The following is a 17,730-nucleotide window of genomic DNA, read 5'->3' as shown; positions in this document are numbered from 1 at the left end:
GGGTGGCAGCGCACGCTGCCACCCCACATCGACGTTTCAGGGCCGGCCGGCGTCGACGGTGTCGGGTCCGGTGGCGGTCGGGGTGGTGAGGCTGTCCGCGGTGGGGTCGGCGGGCCGGGCGGGGGTGGGGATCACCGTGCCCGTGCCAGCGCGCTGGCTGGTGCTGGCCTGGCTGGTGCTGGCGGGGCCACGGCGCAGGGAGGTCAGGGCCCACCAGCCGACGCGCCAGAATCCTTCGGCGACGATCGCGCGGCTCATCTTCGACGCGCCGCGTTCGCGTTCGACGAAGTCGATGGGGACTTCGACGACGCGGAACCCGGCCTGCCAGGCGCGCCAGGCGAGGTCGACCTGGAAGCAGTAGCCCTGGGAGGCGACCTGGTCGAGGTCGCGGGCGCGCAGGACGTCGGCGCGGTAGGCGCGGAACCCGGCGGTGGCGTCGTGGAGGGGCACCCCGAGGGCGGCGCGGACGTAGGCGTTGGCACCGCGGGAGAGGACGAGCCGGCTGCGGGGCCAGTTGTGGACGGTGCCGCCGGGGACCCAGCGGGAGCCGATGGCCAGGTCGGCGTCGGTGAGGGCGTCGAGTAGGCGGGGTAGCTGTTCGGGCTGGTGGGAGCCGTCGGCGTCCATTTCGACGATGATGTCGTAGCCGTGTTGCAGGGCCCAGGTGAAGCCGGCGATGTAGGCGGAGCCGAGGCCGGATTTGCCGGGCCGGTGCAGGACGTGGATTTGGTCGTCGTCGTCGGCGAGCTCGTCGGCGATTTTTCCGGTGCCGTCGGGGCTTGCGTCGTCGATGACGAGTAGGTGGACCGCGGGGTTCGCCTGGCGTAGCCGGCGCGTGGTGTCCGGCAGGTTCTCCCGTTCGTTGTAGGTCGGGACGCAGACGACGACGCGGGTGGCTTCCACGCCTCTCCTCTTCTGGTCGGTGCCGGCGGCGGGTTGGTGCGTCTCCCCCGGGTGCTGGTGGTTGTCGCCGGTCCGGTCGGTGGATGTCGGGGTGGGTTGGTGGGTGGTGCTGGTCGGGTCGTTGTCGGCGGGTGTGTCGCCGGGGTGGTGGCGGGTGCGCCGGGGGTGGGTCAGTCCAGCAATCATGGCGAGTGCGCCGAGGGCGGTGAGCACCGCCTCCGGGACGATACCGAGGCGGGTGGCGAGGGTGTGGGTGGTGCGTAGTGGGAGTTGTGCGGACAGTACGCCGGCTTCGTAGAGTCCGGTCTGGGTGAGGATGGTGCCGTCGGGGGTGATGAGGGCGCTCTGGCCGCTGGTGGAGACCTGGATGGTGGCGCGGCCGTGTTCGACGGCGCGCAGGCGGCTCATGGCGAGTTGCTGTTGGCTTTCGCCTTTGCGGCCGAAGGAGGCGTTGTTGGTTTGGATGACGAGGAGTTCGGCGCCGTGGTTGACGTTGTCGCGGACGAGGCCGTCGTAGGCGACTTCGAAGCAGATGACGTCGCCGATGACGGTGCCGGCGACGGGTAGGGCGCCGGTGGTGGTGCCGGCGAGGAAGTCGTTGGGCATCTCGTCGGCGAAGCGGCTGATGAGTTTTTCGAGCAGGGCGCGGCCGGGGAGGTATTCGGCGAAGGGGACGGGGTGGCGTTTGACGTACATGGCGCCGGTGGGGCCGTCGGTGGTCCAGATGAGGCCGGCGTTGCGGACGTGGCGGGGGCCGGGGCCGTCGAGGACGGCGCCGACGAGCAGTGGTGCGCCGGCGACGGTGGCGGCGTGGGTGAGGGCGGCGTGGGCGGTGGGGTTGGTGAGGGGGTCGATGTCGGAGGAGTTCTCCGGCCACAGGACGAGGTCGGGTTGGGGGGTGCGGCCGGCGCGGACGGCGGCGGCGAGGTTCTCGGTGCCGGTGACGTGGTTGTCGGTGACCTGGAAGGCCTCGCCGAGGGCGCGCAGGCCGCCGGTTTCGGGGACGTTGCCCTGGACGGCGGCGACGTTGAGGGTGCCGTGCTGGGCGGTGGTGGGTAGGGGAACGGCGAGGCCGGCGAGGGCGAGCGCGAGAGCACCGGTGAGAGTGGCCAGTAGTGGTCGGATGTGGGTCGCCGCGCCGGCGGCGGCGCGGGGGGCGGCATCGCTGTTGCCTGAGCCGTCGGTGGCTCGTGCGGCTGCTCCTGTACCCGCGGCGCGGGTGGTGGCGGTCGTGGTGGCGTGGGTGGCGGCTGTGGCGAGCAGCGCGGCGGTGGTGGCGACGGCGAAGGTGACCAGAGGTGCGCCGCCGAGCGCCGCGAGGGCGGTGTAGGGGCTGTTCGGCTGGCTGAACGCGATCCGCCCCCAGGGGAAGCCCCCGAAGGGCGCACGGCCCCGTAGGGCCTCCTGGGCGACCCAGATGGCGCCTGTCCACAGCCACGGTGCGGGTAGCCGCTGAACGAGGGTGGTGGCGGGTGCTACGAGGGCGAGTAGGGCGGCCTCGGCGGCGGACAGCACGATCCAGCCGTCGGCGCCGACGAAGGAGACGAAGCGCAGCAGGGGTAGCAGGAACGCGAGGGAGAACAGCATTCCCAGCCCGTAGGAGGCGCGTAGCCGCCGTCCGCGGACGGTCAGGGTGAGAACGGCCAGGGCGACCGGTGCCAGCGGCCACAGGCCGACTGGGGGGAAGGCGAGGTAGAGCAGGGCGCCGGCGAGGACGGCCAGGGCGGGCCGGGTGAGGCGGCGCGGTAGGGCGCGGCCGGTGGGGTGTGGGGGTGTGGGGGGTGCGCCCGCCGGGGCGGGGTCGAGCGGGCCGGGCTCGAGGGAGGGTGTGGCGGGCGCGTCGGTCACCGGTCCAGTGTCGGTTACGGGGGCGGTGGCGACCACGCCGGGCCGGGTGGGGTGTGGATGGCCGGGTGGGGTGTGGATGGTGGTGGCGGGGGTGTGAGCTGGGCGGGTGGGGTGTCGGGTGTGGCGGGTCACCTCACACCCCCGGAGTGGGACCACATCCCAGAGTGGGACCACATTGGGACTACCGGGGGTTTTCGGGTGCGGTCCGGTGCGCTTCCCAGTCTGTGCGGGGTGTGGTCGAATCGCGCGGTGCTCGGGCCTGGGCACCCGACCGATCCGGCGGGGTCGGGTGCGGTAGCGGGGCCGGTGGGGTTCCGGACCGTCCGTTAGACAACGGTGTCGTGGCGGGTAGCGCGGCGGCTCCGGTTCGAAGGACGGTCCGGATCCCGACCGGCCCACACCAGCCCTCGCCGCGCTGCGCTGACCCGACTCGCCGGCTGGTTCAGCCGGCGGGCTCAGAGCAGGTCGTGCAGGGTCTGTCCGCGCAGCACGGTGCGTAGGCAGCGTGGCGCGTTGCCGGTGCGGTCAAGCTGGTCGAGGAGAACATCCAGCGGCCCGGCGGGCTGGGTGGCCGGCGGCCCGGCGGGCCGCGGCGGGTGGGGGGTCTCCCAGATCGCGAAGGTCGCGGGCGCGCCGACGGTGATCCGTCCAGCACCGTCACCGCCGGCGCGGGCGGCCAGCCAGCCGCCGCGGGTGGCGGCGGTGAACGCCGCGGCACCGCTGATCCGCGCGGAGGGGGTGTGATGGGTGGCCGCGGCGCGTACCGCTCCCCACGGGTCGAGGGGGGTGACGGGACTGTCGGAGGACAGGGCGAGTAGGACCCCGGCGCGGTGCAGCGCGGCGAACGGGTTCATCGCGCTGGCACGGTCGGTGCCGAGCCGGCGGGTGTACAGGCCGTGGGGGCCGCCGTAGCGGGCGTCGAACGCGGGCTGCACGGAGGCGACGAGCCCGAGGCGCGCCATGGCGGTGATCTGTTCGGGGTGCAGCAGCTCGGCGTGTTCGACCCGGTGGGTGCCGGCGCTGATCGTGGCGGTGCCGACACGGGCGGCGGCGGCGCGCACCCCGTCGAGGACGGTGTCGAGGGCGGCGTCGCCGATGGCGTGGAAGCCGGTCTGCAGGCCGGCGGCGACCGCGTCGAGGACGGTGTCGCGGATGTCGTCGGCGTCGCGGTGCAGCTGCCCGCGGTGGGTGGGCTGGTCGGTGTAGGGGCTGCGTAGCGCGGCGGTGTGCGAGCCCAGGGAGCCGTCGACGAACAGGTCGCCGCCGTAGCCGACGGGGCCCAGGCCGGGTTCGGTGTTCAGGGCGGTGGCGACGGTGAGTTCACCGGCCCAGTAGCCGGTGATGGTGGGGCCGGGTTCGTCGCGGGCGAGGGTGAGCAGGGCGGCGAGGTCGTCGGCGGAGGAGACCTGCGGGCCGGCCATCTCGTGCAGGGCGGCGATGCCGAGGGTGGCGGCGTGGGCGCGGACGCGGCGGGCGGCGGCGCGGCGGGTGGTGGGGGGCAGGTCGTGGTAGGCGGCGGTGCGGGCGAGGTGGTGGGCGTCGTCGCGGCACAGGCCGTCGCCGAGCCAGCCGGTGGCGTGGTGGGCGCCGCTGCGGGTGGCCAGGTGCGGGGAGATGACGGCGGTGTGGCCGTCGGCGCGGGCGAGGTAGACGTCGACGGGCCCGGCGGCGCGGGCGAGTTCGCCGCTGGTGGGGGGTCGCTGTTCGGGCCAGCGGGTTTCGTCCCAGCCGGTGCCGAGCAGTGGCTGGCCGGGCCGGTGGTGGGCGGCGCGGGTGAGCTGGTCGAGGGTGTGGCGCAGGGACGGGCTGTCGGTGAGGTCGACGCCGTCGAGGGCGAGCCCGGTGGCGGTGGTGTGCAGGTGGGCGTCGACGAAGGCGGCGGTGAGGGTGGCGCCGCGCAGGTCGACGGTGTGGTCGACCGGGCCGGCCGGCGGCGGTCCGCTGGCGTCGGGCTGGTCGTCGGTGCCGATCCAGGTGATGGTGGGGCCGTCGGTGAGCAGGGCGGTGGCGTGCCGGTGGGTGGGGCTGTGGACGTGTCCGTGGTGGTAGAGGACGCGTCGGGCTGCCGGCGGGTGGTGGGGGCTCACGGTCCCTACTGTGCCGGGTGGGTGGCGCTCACCTGTGGTCCGCGGTGGGCGGTGTGCGCGGCACCGGGCCGATGGCGGGTGGGGGTGCGGGTGGGCTCACAGGTTGGGTGGGCGGTTTTCGTAGGGGGTGGAGAGCACGACCATGGTGCGGGTCGACACGTTCGCGGCGGCGCGGATCTCCTGCAGGAGGCTTTCGAGGGCGGCGGGGTCGGCGACGCGGACCTTGAGCAGGTAGCTCTCCTCCCCCGCGACGCTGTAGCAGGCCTCGATGGCCGGCAGGTGGGTGAGCCGGTCGGGGGCGTCGTCGGGCTGGCTGGGGTCGATCTCCTTGATGGAGACGAAGGCGGTGAGGGCCAGCCCGACCTGGGAGGGGTCAACGAGCGCGACGTAGGAGGTGATGACGCCGCGCTGCTCCAGACGCCGGACCCGCTGGTGTACGGCGGACACCGACAGGCCGGTGGAGCGACCGAGGTCGGTGAAGCTCATCCGGCCGTCGCGGCACAGCAGCTGCACGATCTGACGGTCTAGGTCCTCCAGCACGATCCGGAGGTTACGCAGATCGCGGCGATGGAGGGGGCGTGGACGGCGATGTCTGGTCCCGGCGGGACTTTTCGGTGCGGGTACGGGTGCGGCTGCGGGACCGGTCGACACGGACGGTGGATGGCTGCTGCCGCTACGCAGTCTGGCTGCGTGCCCGGTGTCGGGTGGGGGTGGGTGTCCGGTGCCATCCGGTGGGGTGGCGGTGGCTGTTGTCAGGGCTGGGTTGGTCGGGGTCGAGATGATCTGTCGGCAGCACATGCCAGTCTGACAACGTGACCAACTTTCACGGTGATTCCCCTGGCGTCGCGCCGCGGGTGGGGGGTGGTGGGGGTGTGGATCGGCTGCTGCTCGCGGACACCCCGTCGTTGTATTTCCGGGCTTTTCACGGGGTGCCCCGGTCGGTGCGGGCCCCCGACGGGATGGCGGTGAACGCGGTGCGGGGTCTGCTGGACGTGCTGGCCCGGCAGATCGTCGAGGTGCGGCCGCGGCGGCTGGTGTGCTGTTTCGACGCCGACTGGCGGCCGGCGTTCCGGGTGGCGCTGATCGGCTCGTACAAGGCGCACCGGGTCGCCGATGCCACCCCCGACGCCGCGGCCGGGGCGGGTGGGGTGGAGGAGGAGGTGCCGGACGAGTTGGCGGCGCAGCTACCGGTGATCGACGCGGTGCTCGACGCGTTCGGGATCGCCCGGGTGGAGGCGGCCGGTTTCGAGGCCGACGACGTGATCGGCACGCTGGCGACCCGGCACAGCGGCCGGCCCGGTGGCGGGCCGGTGGACATCCTGACCGGGGACCGGGATCTGTTCCAGCTGGTGTGTGACGACACCGGCGTGGTGGTGCGGTACGCGGTGGAACGGTTCGCGGTGGTCGACGAGGCGTCGATCAGCGCCCGCTATGGGATCCCGGGCCGGGCCTATGCCGATTTCGCGGTGCTGCGTGGTGATCCCAGCGACGGTCTGCCGGGGGTGGCGGGGATCGGCGCGAAGACGGCGGCGGCGTTGCTGGGTCGCTTCGGGTCGTTGCGGGCGATCCTCGCCGCGTTGGACGCCGGGGGTGAGGGCGGGTTCCCGGCCGGGGCGCGCCGCCGGCTGACCGCGGCCCGTGACTATGTGGACGCCGCGGTCGCCGTGGTCGGGGTGGTCCGTGATGTGCCGCTGGGTCCGGTCGCCGACGTGCTGCCCGTCCGGCCGGTGGATGAGGTGGCGCTGGCGGCGCTGGCGGGCCGGTATGGGCTGGGCGGGTCGGTGGACCGGCTGACCATGGCGTTGGCCACCCTCGCCGAGGGCCTCTGACCTTGTGGGACGGGCATTTCCGGGGGGCGCGGGGGTGCCGCGTACGGTCACGGGGGCGGGTTCGGGGCGGGTCGGCGCGGGCCGGCGGCGTGGTCGGACCGGCGGTGACGGTAGGTTGCCCCTGATCTGGCAGCGTGCGTGTACACGCAGGTGACCGACGGGTTCGTTCGTGGACGGTCCGGTGTCGCCTACTGTTGCGCACCGGGCGTCCGTTGGGGACGCCCGGTGGGGCTGCGGCGAGTGCGGAGGTGACCGGTGGGGCTGCGCGAGCGGCTCGCGGGCAGGCGTGTGTTCGTGACCGGGGTGACCGGGTTCGTCGGTGAGGCGCTGTTGGAGAGGCTGCTCTCGGAGTTCCCGGACACCCAGGTCGTGGCGCTCGTGCGGCCCCGGGGCAGCCATTCGGGGATGGCCCGGTTGGAGCGGATGACCCGTAAGCCGGCGTTCGCCGGGCTGCGGGAACGGTTGGGCCGTGAGGGGTTGGCGGCGCGGCTGGCGGCGCAGGTGCGGGTCATCGAGGGTGACCTGGCCGGTATGGGTGAGCTGCCCGCCGACCTGGACGTGGTGATCCACTGCGCTGGGGAGGTGTCGTTCGACCCGGCGATCGATGAGGGGTTCGCGACGAACCTGGGCGGGGTGCAGGAGCTGCTGCGCGCGGTGCGTGCCGCCGGGGCCCGTCCGCATCTGGTGCACGTGTCGACCGCCTATGTCGCCGGGTTGCGTTCGGGGCACATCGCCGAGGGTCGGCTGGCCCACGAGGTGGACTGGGCGGCGGAGCAGGCGTCGGCCGCGCGGGCCCGCCAGGCCGCGGAGGACGCGTCGCGTTCGCCGGAGAACTCGGCGCGGTTCCGCGAGCAGGCGGAGGCCGAGCATGTGCGGGCCGGCGCGCAGACGGTGTCGGCGCAGGCGGAGGCGGCGCGGCGGGCGTGGGTGGCGGCGCGGTTGGTCGCCGCGGGCTCCGAACGTGCGCAGGTGCTGGGCTGGACGGACGCGTACACGTTCACCAAGGCGTTGGGTGAGCGGTATCTGGAGGACTCCCACGGCGATCTGCCGTTGACGATCGTCCGCCCGTCGATCATCGAGAGCGCGCTGGCGAAGCCGTTCCCGGGGTGGATCGAGGGGTTCAAGATGGCCGAGCCGCTGATCCTGGCGTTCGGTCGCGGGGAGCTGCCGGACTTCCCTGCGTCCCCGGATGCCGTCGTCGACATCATCCCGGTGGATCTGGTTGTCAACGCGCTGCTGGCGGCGGCGGCGAGTTCCCCGCCGCCGGCGCGCCCGGCCTACTACACGGTGTGTTCGGGGTTCCGGAACCCGTTGCTGTTCCGTGATCTCTACGACTATGTGCGGGGCTATTTCCTGGCCCATCCGCTGCCGCGGCGCGGCCGCGGGCATATCGGGGTTCCCGAGTGGCCGTTCGCCGGGGCGGTGGCGGTGGAGGCGAAGCTGCGCCGCGGGGAGAAGGCGGTGGAGTGGGCGAACCGGGCGTTGGCGCACGCGCCGCGTTCGGAGCGGGTCCGCCGGCTGGCCGTCGACCTGGAACGTACCGAGGGGCGGGTGGCGTTCCTACGCCGCTACTCCGATGTGTACCGGGCGTACACGAAGGCCGAGCTGGTCTACGTCGACGACGCCACCGCGGCGCTGCACGCGGCGATGGACCCGGCCGACCAGGTTGATTTCGGGTTCGACCCGGCGTGTTTCGACTGGCGGCACTACCTGCAGGACGTGCACTGCCCGGCGGTGACGCAGGTGTTGCGCCGGCCGCGGGATGCGGCCCCGGCGCGGCGGATGGCCCGTAACCTCACCGCCGGTGAGGGGGTGCTGGCCGTGTTCGACCTGGACGGGACGTTGGTGTCCTCGACGGTGGTCGAGTCGTATCTGTGGCTGCGCCTGGCTGACGGCGATGTCGGGGAACGGGCCCGGGAGCTGGTGTCGCTGGCGCGGGCGCTGCCGGGGTATCTGCGTGCCGAGCGCCGCGACCGGGGGCATCTGATTCGTTCGGTGTACGGCCGGTACGCCGGCGCCGACCCGGGGGAGCTGGCGCGGGTCGTCGACGAGGTCGCGGCGGATGTGGTGTTGCGGCGGGTGAAACCGGCGGCGGTGCGCCGCGTGCGGGAGCATCGCGCGGCCGGGCATCGCACCGTGCTGCTGACCGGGGCGGTCGATGTGCTGACCCGTCCGCTGGCGCCGTTGTTCGACGAGATCGTCGCGACCGGCCTGGAAGTCGGCGTGGATGGCCGGTACACGGGACGGTTGTTGTCGTCGCCGCTGGTCGGGGATGCTCGGGCGGCGTTCGTGGATCATTACGCGCGGCGTCGGGGGGCGGACCTGTCCGCGTCGTGGGCGTACGCGGACAGCCTGTCGGATCTGCCGATGCTGCGCACGGTGGGTAATCCGGTGGCGGTGAACCCGGATGTGGCGTTGCACAAGGTGGCGCGGGGGGCGGGTTGGCCGATCGAGGAGTGGCCGTCGACGCCGGGTGAGCCGCGGCTGATGGTCGCCAGCCGCGGCGAGCGGGGCCTGTTCGCCGCGGCGGCCCGCGCCCGGGTTGCCGCGGGCGGCCTGTCAGGGTCGGGGTCGGGTGGGAGTGGTGTTGTGCGGGTGGAAGTGGGTGAGGGCCGGTGACACGCGGTCTGGAGTTGTACCGGTCGCTGCCGCGGTACGCGGCGGCGCGGGTGGTGTCGGGCCGGTTCCCGCGGCTGTCGGGGGCGGCGGCGACGACCGCGGCGCCGCTGCGGCTGGTCGACCGGGGGGATCCGGGTCTGCCGGGGCCGGGGTGGGTGACGGTGCGGCCGCGGCTGGCGGGGATCTGCGGGTCGGATCTGGCGACGGTGACGGGGCAGAGCTCGTTCTACTTCTCCCCGCTGGTGTCGATGCCGTTCACTCCCGGTCATGAGATCGTCGGTGACCTGCAGGAGGCGGTGACGCTCGCCGACGGGCGCCGGTTGGACGCCGGGGCGCGGGTGGTGATCGACCCGGTGCTGGGCTGCGCGGCCCGCGGGTTGGAGCTGTGCGCGGGCTGCGCGGCGGGCCGGACGTCACGCTGTGACCGGATCACGGTGGGGCATCTGGCGCCGGGGTTGCAGACCGGGTTCTGCGCGGACACCGGTGGCGGGTGGAGCCGGGCGCTGGTCGCCCATCACAGCCAGCTGCATCCGGTGCCCGACACGCTGCCCGATTCCCGGGCGGTGCTGGTCGAGCCGTTGGCGACCGCTGTGCACACCGCGGGCCGCGCCGGGGTGCGGTCCGGGGACCGGGTGCTGATCATCGGGTCGGGGGCGGTGGGTCTGCTGACGCTGCTGGCCGTCCGCGCCTATACGAAGGCCGAGCATGTGACGATGGTCGCCAAGCATCGCCGGCAGGTGGAGCTGGCGCGTCGTTTCGGCGCGGACGAGGTGCTCGCTCCCGACGACGCGGTCGGTGGGGTGCGCCGCGCGAACCGGGCGTTGCGGCTGACTCCGCAGCTGGGTGGGGAGTATCTGCTCGGCGGGGTGGATGTGGCGATCGACTGTGCGGGTAGCGCGTCGTCGCTGTCGACGGCGCTGCGGGTGACCCGGGCCGGTGGCCGGGTGGTGCTGTCGGGGGTGCCGGCGGGGTCGGTGGATCTGACCCCGTTGTGGTTCCGGGAGTTGGAGCTGGTGGGGACGTACGCGTCGTCCGGCGGCGCCCGGCCCGGCCGGGCCGGTACCGAACCGGCAGGACCAGCGGAGCCGGTGGAGTCGGATTTCGGGCGGGCGTTGGCGCTGGCCGCCACGGCCCCACTCGACGGGGTGGTGTCGGCGGTGTATCCGCTCACCCGGTGGCGGGAGGCGTTGGACCATGCGTTGTCCGCGGGGCGTCTCGGCGCCGTGAAGATCGTTTTTGACCCGGCGGCGTCGGCGTGAGCGCGACGCGCGCCGCGCCGGTGCGGTCCGGTGGGCGTGGGGGCGCCGGTGGGAGTGGCACGGTCGGGGTATACGGGATTGTCTCCCCGCGCGGCGGTCCTCGCCGCGGGGCGGGCGGGCGCGGGGGCGCCGGGGCCGGCCGGGGCGGCACACGGACGAGGGGAACGTGCAGGTGAGACCGGGGTTCGTGCTCGAGGTCGACGAGCGCACACCTCCGCTGCTGGTGCACCAGGGTGAGGGGCTGACGCTTGAGCGGTTCCCGCTGGGTACCCGGGTGGTGTATCCGCCGGAGTCGCTTCCGGGGGTGGCGGACGTGGACGCGGCGATCGCCGCGGCGTTGGAGCATCCGTTCAACTGTGAGCCGTTGCGGGTGTTGCTGCGGCCGGGGATGCGGTTGACGATCGCGTTCGACGATCTGTCGATCCCGTTGCCGCGGATGCGCCGTCCGGATGTGCGGCAGCGGATCATCGAACAGGTGCTGACGCTGGCGGCGGCGGCGGGTGTGGACGACGTGGTGCTGATCGCGGCGAACGCGTTGCACCGGCGGATGACGGCGGCGGAGATCGAGCACATCGTCGGGGAGCGGGTGTTCCGGTCGTTCTGGCCGGACAACCTGTACAACCACGACGCCGAGGACCGCGACAATCTGCTGCACATCGGGGTGACCGACCACGGTGAGGACGTGGAGATCAACCGGCGGGCGGCGGAAAGTGATCTGCTGGTCTATGTGAACGTGAACCTGGTCGCGATGGACGGCGGGCACAAGTCGGTGCCGATCGGGTTGGCGTCGTACAACAGCCTGCGCCACCATCACAACAGTCACACGATGCTGCGGTCGCGGTCGTTCATGGACCACACCCGGTCGGAGATGCATTCGTCGGCGTGGCGGATGGGCCGGCTCCTCGCCGACCATCTGAAGATCTTCCACGTGGAGACGACGTTGAACAACGCCTGTTTCCCCGACCGGTACAGCTTCCTGACCCGCCGCGAGTGGGAGTGGTCGGTCAAGGACCAGGCGATGGCCTACGGGATGAGTCGGGGGCTGGCGGCGATGCCGACCCGGCCACGGCGGAAGATCTTCCATGATCTGCTCGCCGACTACCAGGTGACCGGGGTGTTCGCCGGGGAGACCGAAGCCACCCACGATCAGACGATTGCCAGCGTGCACCGCCAGCAGCTCGTCGAGGTCGACGGGCAGTCCGACGTGCTGGTGGTGGGCCTGCCGTATGTGGGCCCGTACAACGTGAACTCGGTGATGAACCCGATCCTGGCGACGTGCATGGGTCTGGGGTATTTCTTCAACATGTACCGGGGGCGGCCGCTGGTCCGCCACCAGGGCGCGATGATTCTTTACCATCCGGTGACCCCGGAGTTCTCCCAGTTGCACCATCCGTCCTATGTGGACTTCTTCTCCGAGGTGCTCGCCGAGTCGACGGACCCGGCGACGATCGAGGCGAAGTTCGAGAAGCAGTACGCGACCGACCCGTGGTATGTGCACCTGTACCGGACGTCGCACGCCTACCACGGTGTCCACCCGTTCTACATGTGGTACTGGGCGGCGCACGGCATGGACCATCTGGGTGATGTGGTGTGGGTCGGGGGGGATCGGGCGGCGTGCGCGCGGATGGGGTTCCGGGCGGCGTCGACGTTCGCCGACGCGTTGGAGATGGTGTCGGGCACGGTGGGCCGTGACCCGTCGATCACCTACCTGCATTCCCCGCCGCACGCGATCGCGGACGTGCGATGAGCCGGTCGGGTGCGTTCGGTGGCCCGCCGCGGCCGGGGGTGAGTGTCCGGGAGCTGGCGAACGGGTTCCGCTGGGGTGGCCGGTCGCTGGTCCCGGGCTCGGCGGAGGGGCACCGGCGGCCGGTGAGCGCCCGGGAGTTCCCGACGGCGTGGGCGCGTGGCGGCGCGGCACGGGCGGCGCGCACGGTGTTCCTGGAAGCGGCGATGAACCCGCTGCTGCACGCGGCGTTGACCCCGACGGTCGCCGGCGCGGAGGTGTTCGGTTCCCTCGGCGACGACCCGGTGATCATCGTGTCGAACCATTCCAGTCATCTGGATGCGCCGATGCTGCTGTGCGCGTTGCCGCGGGCGGTGCGGGAACGCACCGCGGTGACGGCGGCGGCGGACTACTTCTTCGACAGCACCTGGCGGGGCCTGTCCTCGGCGTTGGCGTTCGGGACGGTGCCGATCGAGCGCCGCGGTGGGGCGCCGTCGTCGACACCGTTGGAGCTGCTGCGTGGCGGGTGGAACCTGGTGGTGTTCCCCGAGGGCACCCGTTCGGCGGACGGGTCGCGGGGCCGGTTCCGTCTGGGGGCGGGCTATCTGGCGATGACGGCCGGGGTGGCGGTGGTACCGGCGGCGTTGCGCGGTGCGTACGCGGCGATGCCCCGGGGCCGGGCGTGGCCGGTACCGGGGCGGCCGCGGGTGTCGGTGCGGTTCGGTCGTCCGCTGCGTCCCGGTGACGGCGAGGATGTGCGGGCGTTCACCGGACGGCTGGCGGCGGAGGTGACCCGGCTCGGGGTGGAGGACACGACGAGCTGGTGGGCGTCCCTACGCTCCCCCGACGCCGCGGGTGCCGGTGCGGGCGGTGACACCGGTCCTTCCGTTTCGTCGGGGGCGTCGGCGCGGCCGGCGGCGGGAGCCGGGCCGGCCCGGCGGGCACCGGCGGGCGCGCCCGGGATGGCCCGGTGGCGGCGGATCTGGGAGGCCACCGAACCACCGGCGGCGGCCCGGCCACGCTCACCCTGGGACCACTGACCCACCCACCGACCCTCATGTGAGCTCCCTCACATGAGGGTCGTTATGTGGATAACCCTGTTCATGGGCCGGTGGGTAGCGGGGGTGGACCTGGGGATGACCTGTGGGGTGAGGGTCGTCCCGGCCGGGGCGGTGAAGTCAAGGCGTTGCATCACCGAACGTCACACGTATCACTGAGTACATGGCTCTGCTGCACCGTTCTCGCCGCTCCGGTTCACTGCCCGCCGCCGTGCCCACCCGTCTCGCTGTCGGCCCGTCCCGGTACCCGGCCCCCCGGCCGGTACCGGGACCCGGCCGCCGGGGCTGGACGCGTCCCGCCCCGTGCCCGGTGCGGAGCAGGACGCGACGGTGATGCGGGGGATCGGCAGGTCGCAGCCGCCGGCCGGGGGGCGGGGCGCGGGGGCGTTGCCGCCGAGCGTGGCCCGGGTCGCCGCCCGCATCCGGCTGTCCGCCGAACTGCTCGCCGCGATCCTCGAAGTCGAGGAGCGCACCTGGGCCACGCTGGATGACATGGAACGCGCCGACGCGCTCGCCGACCGGCTGCTGGCCCGCCGCCGTGACCGCCTCGCCGCCACCGCCGACGCCGGGCTTGACGGAGCCTCCACAAGAACCTGTTGGCGGACCACGGCGACCACTGCTAGTTTTTCGGAGGCCGTGCGAGAGAACGAGGAGGTGGTACCCGTGAACGTATCGACATGGGTGCTCCCCTCCGGGGTCACGGTCGGGCGATAGGTCGTCCGGGAGCGCCGTTCACGAGCACTCCCGAAAGGCACGACCATGCGATTCACTTCCGAACAGCGCCTCGACGACGGTGTCCTCGAACGCGAATTCACCCTCGGTGAGATCCCCGGCATCCTGTGGACACCCGGATCCGCATCCGTGCCGGCCCCGCTGATCCTGCTCGGCCATCCCGGCGGACTGCACAAGATGTACCCCCGGCTGGTGGCCCGGGCCCGGCACTCCGCGACGGACGGCTTCGCCGCGGCCACCATCGAGCTCCCCGGAAGCGGTGACCGGCCCCGTTCCGCCGCCGCCGAGCAGGCCCGCGCCGACCTGCACCGGGCGCTGGAGGCCGGCGAGCCGGTCGACGAGGAGATCGTCGACCGGCTCGTCCTCCCGCTGGTCGACAAAGCGGTCCCGGAATGGCAGGCAACCCTGGACGCGCTCCTTTCGCTGCCCGAGATCGGCGGCCCGGTCGGGTACTCAGGGGGAGTGATCGCCATCGGCATCCGGCTGGCGGTGGTCGAGCCGCGCATCTCGGCCGCCGTTCTGTTCGCCGGGAGTTTCGTGCCCCACACCATGTTCGAGGAGGCCCGCCAGGTCACCATTCCGCTGCATGTCCTGCTGCAGTGGGACGACGAATGGAACGACCGGCAGCTGGCCTTGGACCTGTTCGACGCCTTCGGCTCCAAGGAGAAGACGCTGCACGCCAATCTGGGCGGGCACACCGGCGTCCCGCAGTTCGCGGGGGAAGCCGCGGCCCGGTTCTTCACCCGGCATCTGAGCTAGCCGCCGACCACCCCCGCCGTCAGGCCAGCAGCAGACGGTAGGCGGTGCCGGCCAGGACGCCGCTCATCGAGGACAGGTCCCGGCCCTCCTCGATGGCGCGGTGGCCAGCAGATGCACAACCACCCCGACCGCGGCGATACCGGCCATCGGCGATACCGGCCGGTCGGGGGGCGCCCGGCCACCAGCGCCGGGGCCGGGTCAGGGTTGGGGTCCGTATGGGGGTCCGCCGAGATACGGCGGGGTGACCGGTATGGAGCCCGCGCTGGGGCTGGCTGGCGGTGTCGCCAGCCCGTGTCAGGCGGAGGTGCCGGCCTGGCCGGGATGGGGGGCCAGCGGCCGCGGGTAGCCGGCGGTGCGCACCAGGTCGTTGACCCGGCTCGACAGCAACCGCGACGGGTGCACGTCCAGGATCTCGACGATCTCACCGAGCAGCCGGCTGGCCTCCGGCGGGTCGTCGGGTGCCAGCGCACCGGCGAGCGCGGCCAGTGCCCACCCCCGTTCGGGGGTGCCCGAACTGGTCAGGTCGACCGCGACCCGGCTCAGGCCGGCCGCGCCCTCACCGCCCATGCGGCTGACGACGTCCGCGACGACGCAGGCCTCCCGGACCTCGTCGAACGCCGGCCACCCCGGATGACGCAGCCCCTGCACACACGGCGTCTGTGACAGCCGGGCGAGCGCGGCCAGGGCGCCGTCGATGTCACCGAGCGTCGCGGCCGCACCCGCCTCCAACGCGGCCGCCCACCCGTGCAGATACGGATGGCCGGCGGCGGCGGCACGGCGGGCGGCACCCCGGGCCGCGTCATAGCGGCCACCGACGAACGCGACGAGGGAGTCCAGGGTGGCGGCGGTACCGGTCAGCAGCGGGTCGTCGAGCTGGGTGGCGAACTGGTCGGTGAGGGTGGCGAACCGCCGCGCCGACGGATCATCCCCGGCCTCGACGGCGAGCACACCCAGGTAGAACGACAGGAACCCGGCGACCCCGGTGAGCTCACGGTGCGTCGCGGGGGACAGCCGGCGTCCCAGTGCGGCCTGCACGCGGCGCCAGTCGGCGATCACCGGGCGCAGCAGCGCGGTGTGCGGGGTGGTGAGCAGGGTGGTGGCGAACCGGTGCAGCCGGTCGTCGAGCTCGGCCATCGTCAGCGGGTCGGGGTCGGCGTAGGCGATCTCCCGGGAGAGCATGGCGGCGGCGCGGGCGGCGGCGGGCAGGCCGAGCCGGTCGGGACGGGTGGAGTCGGGTAGCTCGACTCGGCTCATCCACGTCCTTCCCGCCCGGCCCCTGGGAGGGCGGGCGACTGTCCCCCCGGCCGCGCCGGAGTGCCGGTGGTGCACCGTCACGGCCCGACCCCGACCCCGTGGGATGCGTCGGCGACGCGGGGTGTCGGGACGGTCCGTGGCGCGGCTCCGACCGCCGTGCTGGCCGCCCGCGGGGGCGGCCGCCTGGCCGGCGCTGTGCGTCACTGGTCCGGTCGGATCGGTGACGAGCGCACGCTACCGTGTTCAGGCTCACGGTGGGGGGCGGATGTGTGATGTCGCGTCGGCCTGTCACCATCGCGCCGCTGGTGCCAGGATCGGCCTGTCTGTGCGTCGATTGTTGTCCACATCCAGGTGTGGAGTACAGGTTTCGGCGGGATTGTGGCGTGTTACGGCCCTGCTCGCCGGGCCCCTTCCCCGCACAACAGCCCGCACACCCCCGCGCAACCCCCAGGTGGGGGTATGTCGGAGCAGAGTGAGGATCCGCGGCCCGCCGTCGGTGATCGCCACACTGCGCTCGGCGTGGGCGGCACGGCTGCCATCGGTGGTGCGCAGCGCCCAGCCCGCTCGGCTGCGGTCAGTCGTCGGCGCGCAGCGTCACCGCGAACCCCGCCCGTCCCACCGACCCACCCGCAGCGTGCGGATCACCGTGGCCGTGCGGGTCAGGGGAATGCGGATGGTCGTGGTGGTGGTGGCCGTGCGGCCCGTGGGAGTGCGACGGGTCGTCGGGATGGTCGTGCGGGGTCTGCGCCTGCCCGACCCGGTGCGCATGCCCCGGCAGCGCGATCCGGTACAGGCAGGTGTCGCAGTTCATCCGGATGTCCCCGCCGAGCGCCTCCCGGTAGCGCTCCAACACCAGCTCGACCAGCCCGTCACCCTCCCCGCCGGTGCCGGCGGCGCTGTCGCCGAGCAGGCCCGCGCAGGCCAGTTCCACCTCCGGGTGCCCCCCCGCCCAGCCGGCGGCCTGCTCGACGGTGCGCCGCGGCAGCACCCCGGTGAACAGGAAGTAGGGGACGACGACGATCCGCCGGCCGCCGAGCCGGTGGATCCGCTCCAGCCCGGCCGGCACCGACGGCTCGGCCAGGCTGATGAACGCCACCTCCACCCCGCCGTAGCCGCGGCCCTCCCACAGCAGCCGGGCCACCTTGAACACCTCGGCGTTGGCATCCGGGTCGGTCGAACCCCGCCCGACCAGCAGCAACGTGGTCTGCTCGCGGCGGCCCGGCGGGCAGAGGACGTCGACACGTTCGGCGAGCAGCCGCAGGATCGTCGGATGCGGGCCGAGGGGACGCCCGTAGGCGTAGCGCAGCCCCGGGTGGCGTTCGCGTTCCCGGGCCATCGACCCGGGAATGTCACCTTTGGCATGCCCGGCGGCGACCAGGGTGAGCGGAACGACCCCGAGCCGCCGGTGGCCGGCGTCGACGAGACGGCTGACCGCGTCGGCGACCGGCGGGGCGGACAGCTCGATGAACCCGCCGTCCACCGCCAGCCCACCGGCCCGCTGGCGCACCCGGGAGACGAACCGGCGGAACTGCTCGGCGCCGGCCTCATCCCGGGTGCCATGCCCGACGATCAGCAGCGCCGGCCCGGCGGCGGAACCCGCCGGATCCGAAACGGTGGCGGTGGGGACGGTGCCGGGGTGCGGCGGGGTGGCGTTCACCT

At 73.3% G+C, this 17,730-nt stretch carries 11 protein-coding genes and 2 pseudogenes; 7 read left to right on the top strand and 6 right to left on the bottom strand.

Annotated elements, in window-relative coordinates; all coding sequences use genetic code 11:
* Positions 1-36: 36 nt before the first annotated feature.
* The 3 genes from lnt to MXD62_RS13330 form a co-directional block, all read right to left on the bottom strand.
* Positions 37-2,787 carry an apolipoprotein N-acyltransferase gene (gene lnt / locus MXD62_RS13340; protein WP_248829620.1) on the bottom strand — a complete coding sequence of 917 codons (2,751 nt, stop codon included), beginning with the start codon at positions 2,785-2,787 and terminating at the stop codon, positions 37-39.
* A 419-nt stretch (positions 2,788-3,206) separates the two neighbouring features.
* Positions 3,207-4,838, bottom strand: a complete 1,632-nt coding sequence (locus tag MXD62_RS13335; protein WP_248829590.1) for an amidohydrolase — start codon at positions 4,836-4,838, stop codon at positions 3,207-3,209.
* A 96-nt stretch (positions 4,839-4,934) separates the two neighbouring features.
* The gene (locus MXD62_RS13330) at positions 4,935-5,378 is read right to left on the bottom strand and encodes an Lrp/AsnC family transcriptional regulator (RefSeq protein WP_071064322.1); all 444 of its coding nucleotides are present in this window, start codon (positions 5,376-5,378) and stop codon (positions 4,935-4,937) included.
* A 332-nt stretch (positions 5,379-5,710) separates the two neighbouring features.
* On the opposite strand from MXD62_RS13330, the gene MXD62_RS13325 reads away from it, so the two are divergent.
* The 7 genes and pseudogenes from MXD62_RS13325 to MXD62_RS13295 all read left to right on the top strand — a co-directional run bounded on the left by MXD62_RS13325 (position 5,711) and on the right by MXD62_RS13295 (position 14,817).
* On the top strand, positions 5,711-6,667 hold the full coding sequence (locus MXD62_RS13325; RefSeq protein WP_248829589.1) for a 5'-3' exonuclease: 957 nt from the start codon (positions 5,711-5,713) through the stop codon (positions 6,665-6,667).
* Between the two features lie 255 nt (positions 6,668-6,922).
* Positions 6,923-9,286: an HAD-IB family hydrolase gene (locus MXD62_RS13320; RefSeq protein ID WP_248829588.1), complete on the top strand. Its 2,364-nt coding sequence runs from the start codon at positions 6,923-6,925 to the stop codon at positions 9,284-9,286.
* A complete protein-coding gene (locus MXD62_RS13315; protein WP_248829587.1) occupies positions 9,283-10,545 on the top strand; it encodes an alcohol dehydrogenase catalytic domain-containing protein in 1,263 nt (420 codons plus the stop codon). The genes MXD62_RS13320 and MXD62_RS13315 overlap by 4 nt, the downstream gene beginning before the upstream one ends.
* A 166-nt stretch (positions 10,546-10,711) precedes the next feature.
* Positions 10,712-12,292, top strand: a complete 1,581-nt coding sequence (locus tag MXD62_RS13310) for a lactate racemase domain-containing protein (protein WP_248829586.1) — start codon at positions 10,712-10,714, stop codon at positions 12,290-12,292.
* Entirely contained in the window at positions 12,289-13,308 is a 1,020-nt protein-coding gene (locus tag MXD62_RS13305; RefSeq protein WP_248829585.1) for a lysophospholipid acyltransferase family protein, read from the top strand. The genes MXD62_RS13310 and MXD62_RS13305 overlap by 4 nt, the downstream gene beginning before the upstream one ends.
* A 351-nt stretch (positions 13,309-13,659) precedes the next feature.
* A pseudogene (locus MXD62_RS13300) lies at positions 13,660-13,875 on the top strand (hypothetical protein); the annotation flags it as partial.
* 210 nt (positions 13,876-14,085) lie between these two features.
* The gene (locus MXD62_RS13295; protein ID WP_248829584.1) at positions 14,086-14,817 is read left to right on the top strand and encodes a dienelactone hydrolase family protein; all 732 of its coding nucleotides are present in this window, start codon (positions 14,086-14,088) and stop codon (positions 14,815-14,817) included.
* A 294-nt stretch (positions 14,818-15,111) separates the two neighbouring features.
* On the opposite strand, the gene MXD62_RS13290 is transcribed toward MXD62_RS13295, so the two are convergent.
* From MXD62_RS13290 to MXD62_RS13285, 3 genes and pseudogenes are all read right to left on the bottom strand, one after another.
* The gene (locus MXD62_RS13290; protein ID WP_248829583.1) at positions 15,112-16,071 is read right to left on the bottom strand and encodes a hypothetical protein; all 960 of its coding nucleotides are present in this window, start codon (positions 16,069-16,071) and stop codon (positions 15,112-15,114) included.
* A gap of 465 nt (positions 16,072-16,536) precedes the next feature.
* Positions 16,537-16,632, bottom strand: a pseudogene (locus tag MXD62_RS40685) (type I methionyl aminopeptidase); the annotation flags it as partial.
* Between the two features lie 13 nt (positions 16,633-16,645).
* Positions 16,646-17,728 (bottom strand): sirohydrochlorin chelatase, encoded by a 1,083-nt coding sequence (locus MXD62_RS13285; RefSeq protein ID WP_248829582.1) that lies wholly within the window; start codon positions 17,726-17,728, stop codon positions 16,646-16,648.
* Positions 17,729-17,730: the final 2 nt, after the last annotated feature.

The sequence above is a fragment of the Frankia sp. Mgl5 genome (genome assembly GCF_023242985.1).
In the GTDB taxonomy this organism is placed as follows: domain Bacteria; phylum Actinomycetota; class Actinomycetes; order Frankiales; family Frankiaceae; genus Parafrankia; species Parafrankia soli.
The sequence above is the reverse complement of the archived record's forward strand: the minus strand, read 5'-3'. Positions and strand labels throughout refer to the sequence as shown.

Excerpts from the sequence above, each read along its gene's own strand:
- MXD62_RS13305 (WP_248829585.1), top strand. The coding sequence starts at position 12,289 with ATGAGCCGGTCGGGTGCGTTCGGTGGCCCGCCGCGGCCGGGGGTGAGT.
- MXD62_RS13290 (WP_248829583.1), bottom strand. The coding sequence starts at position 16,071 with ATGAGCCGAGTCGAGCTACCCGACTCCACCCGTCCCGACCGGCTCGGC.
- MXD62_RS13295 (WP_248829584.1), top strand. The coding sequence starts at position 14,086 with ATGCGATTCACTTCCGAACAGCGCCTCGACGACGGTGTCCTCGAACGC.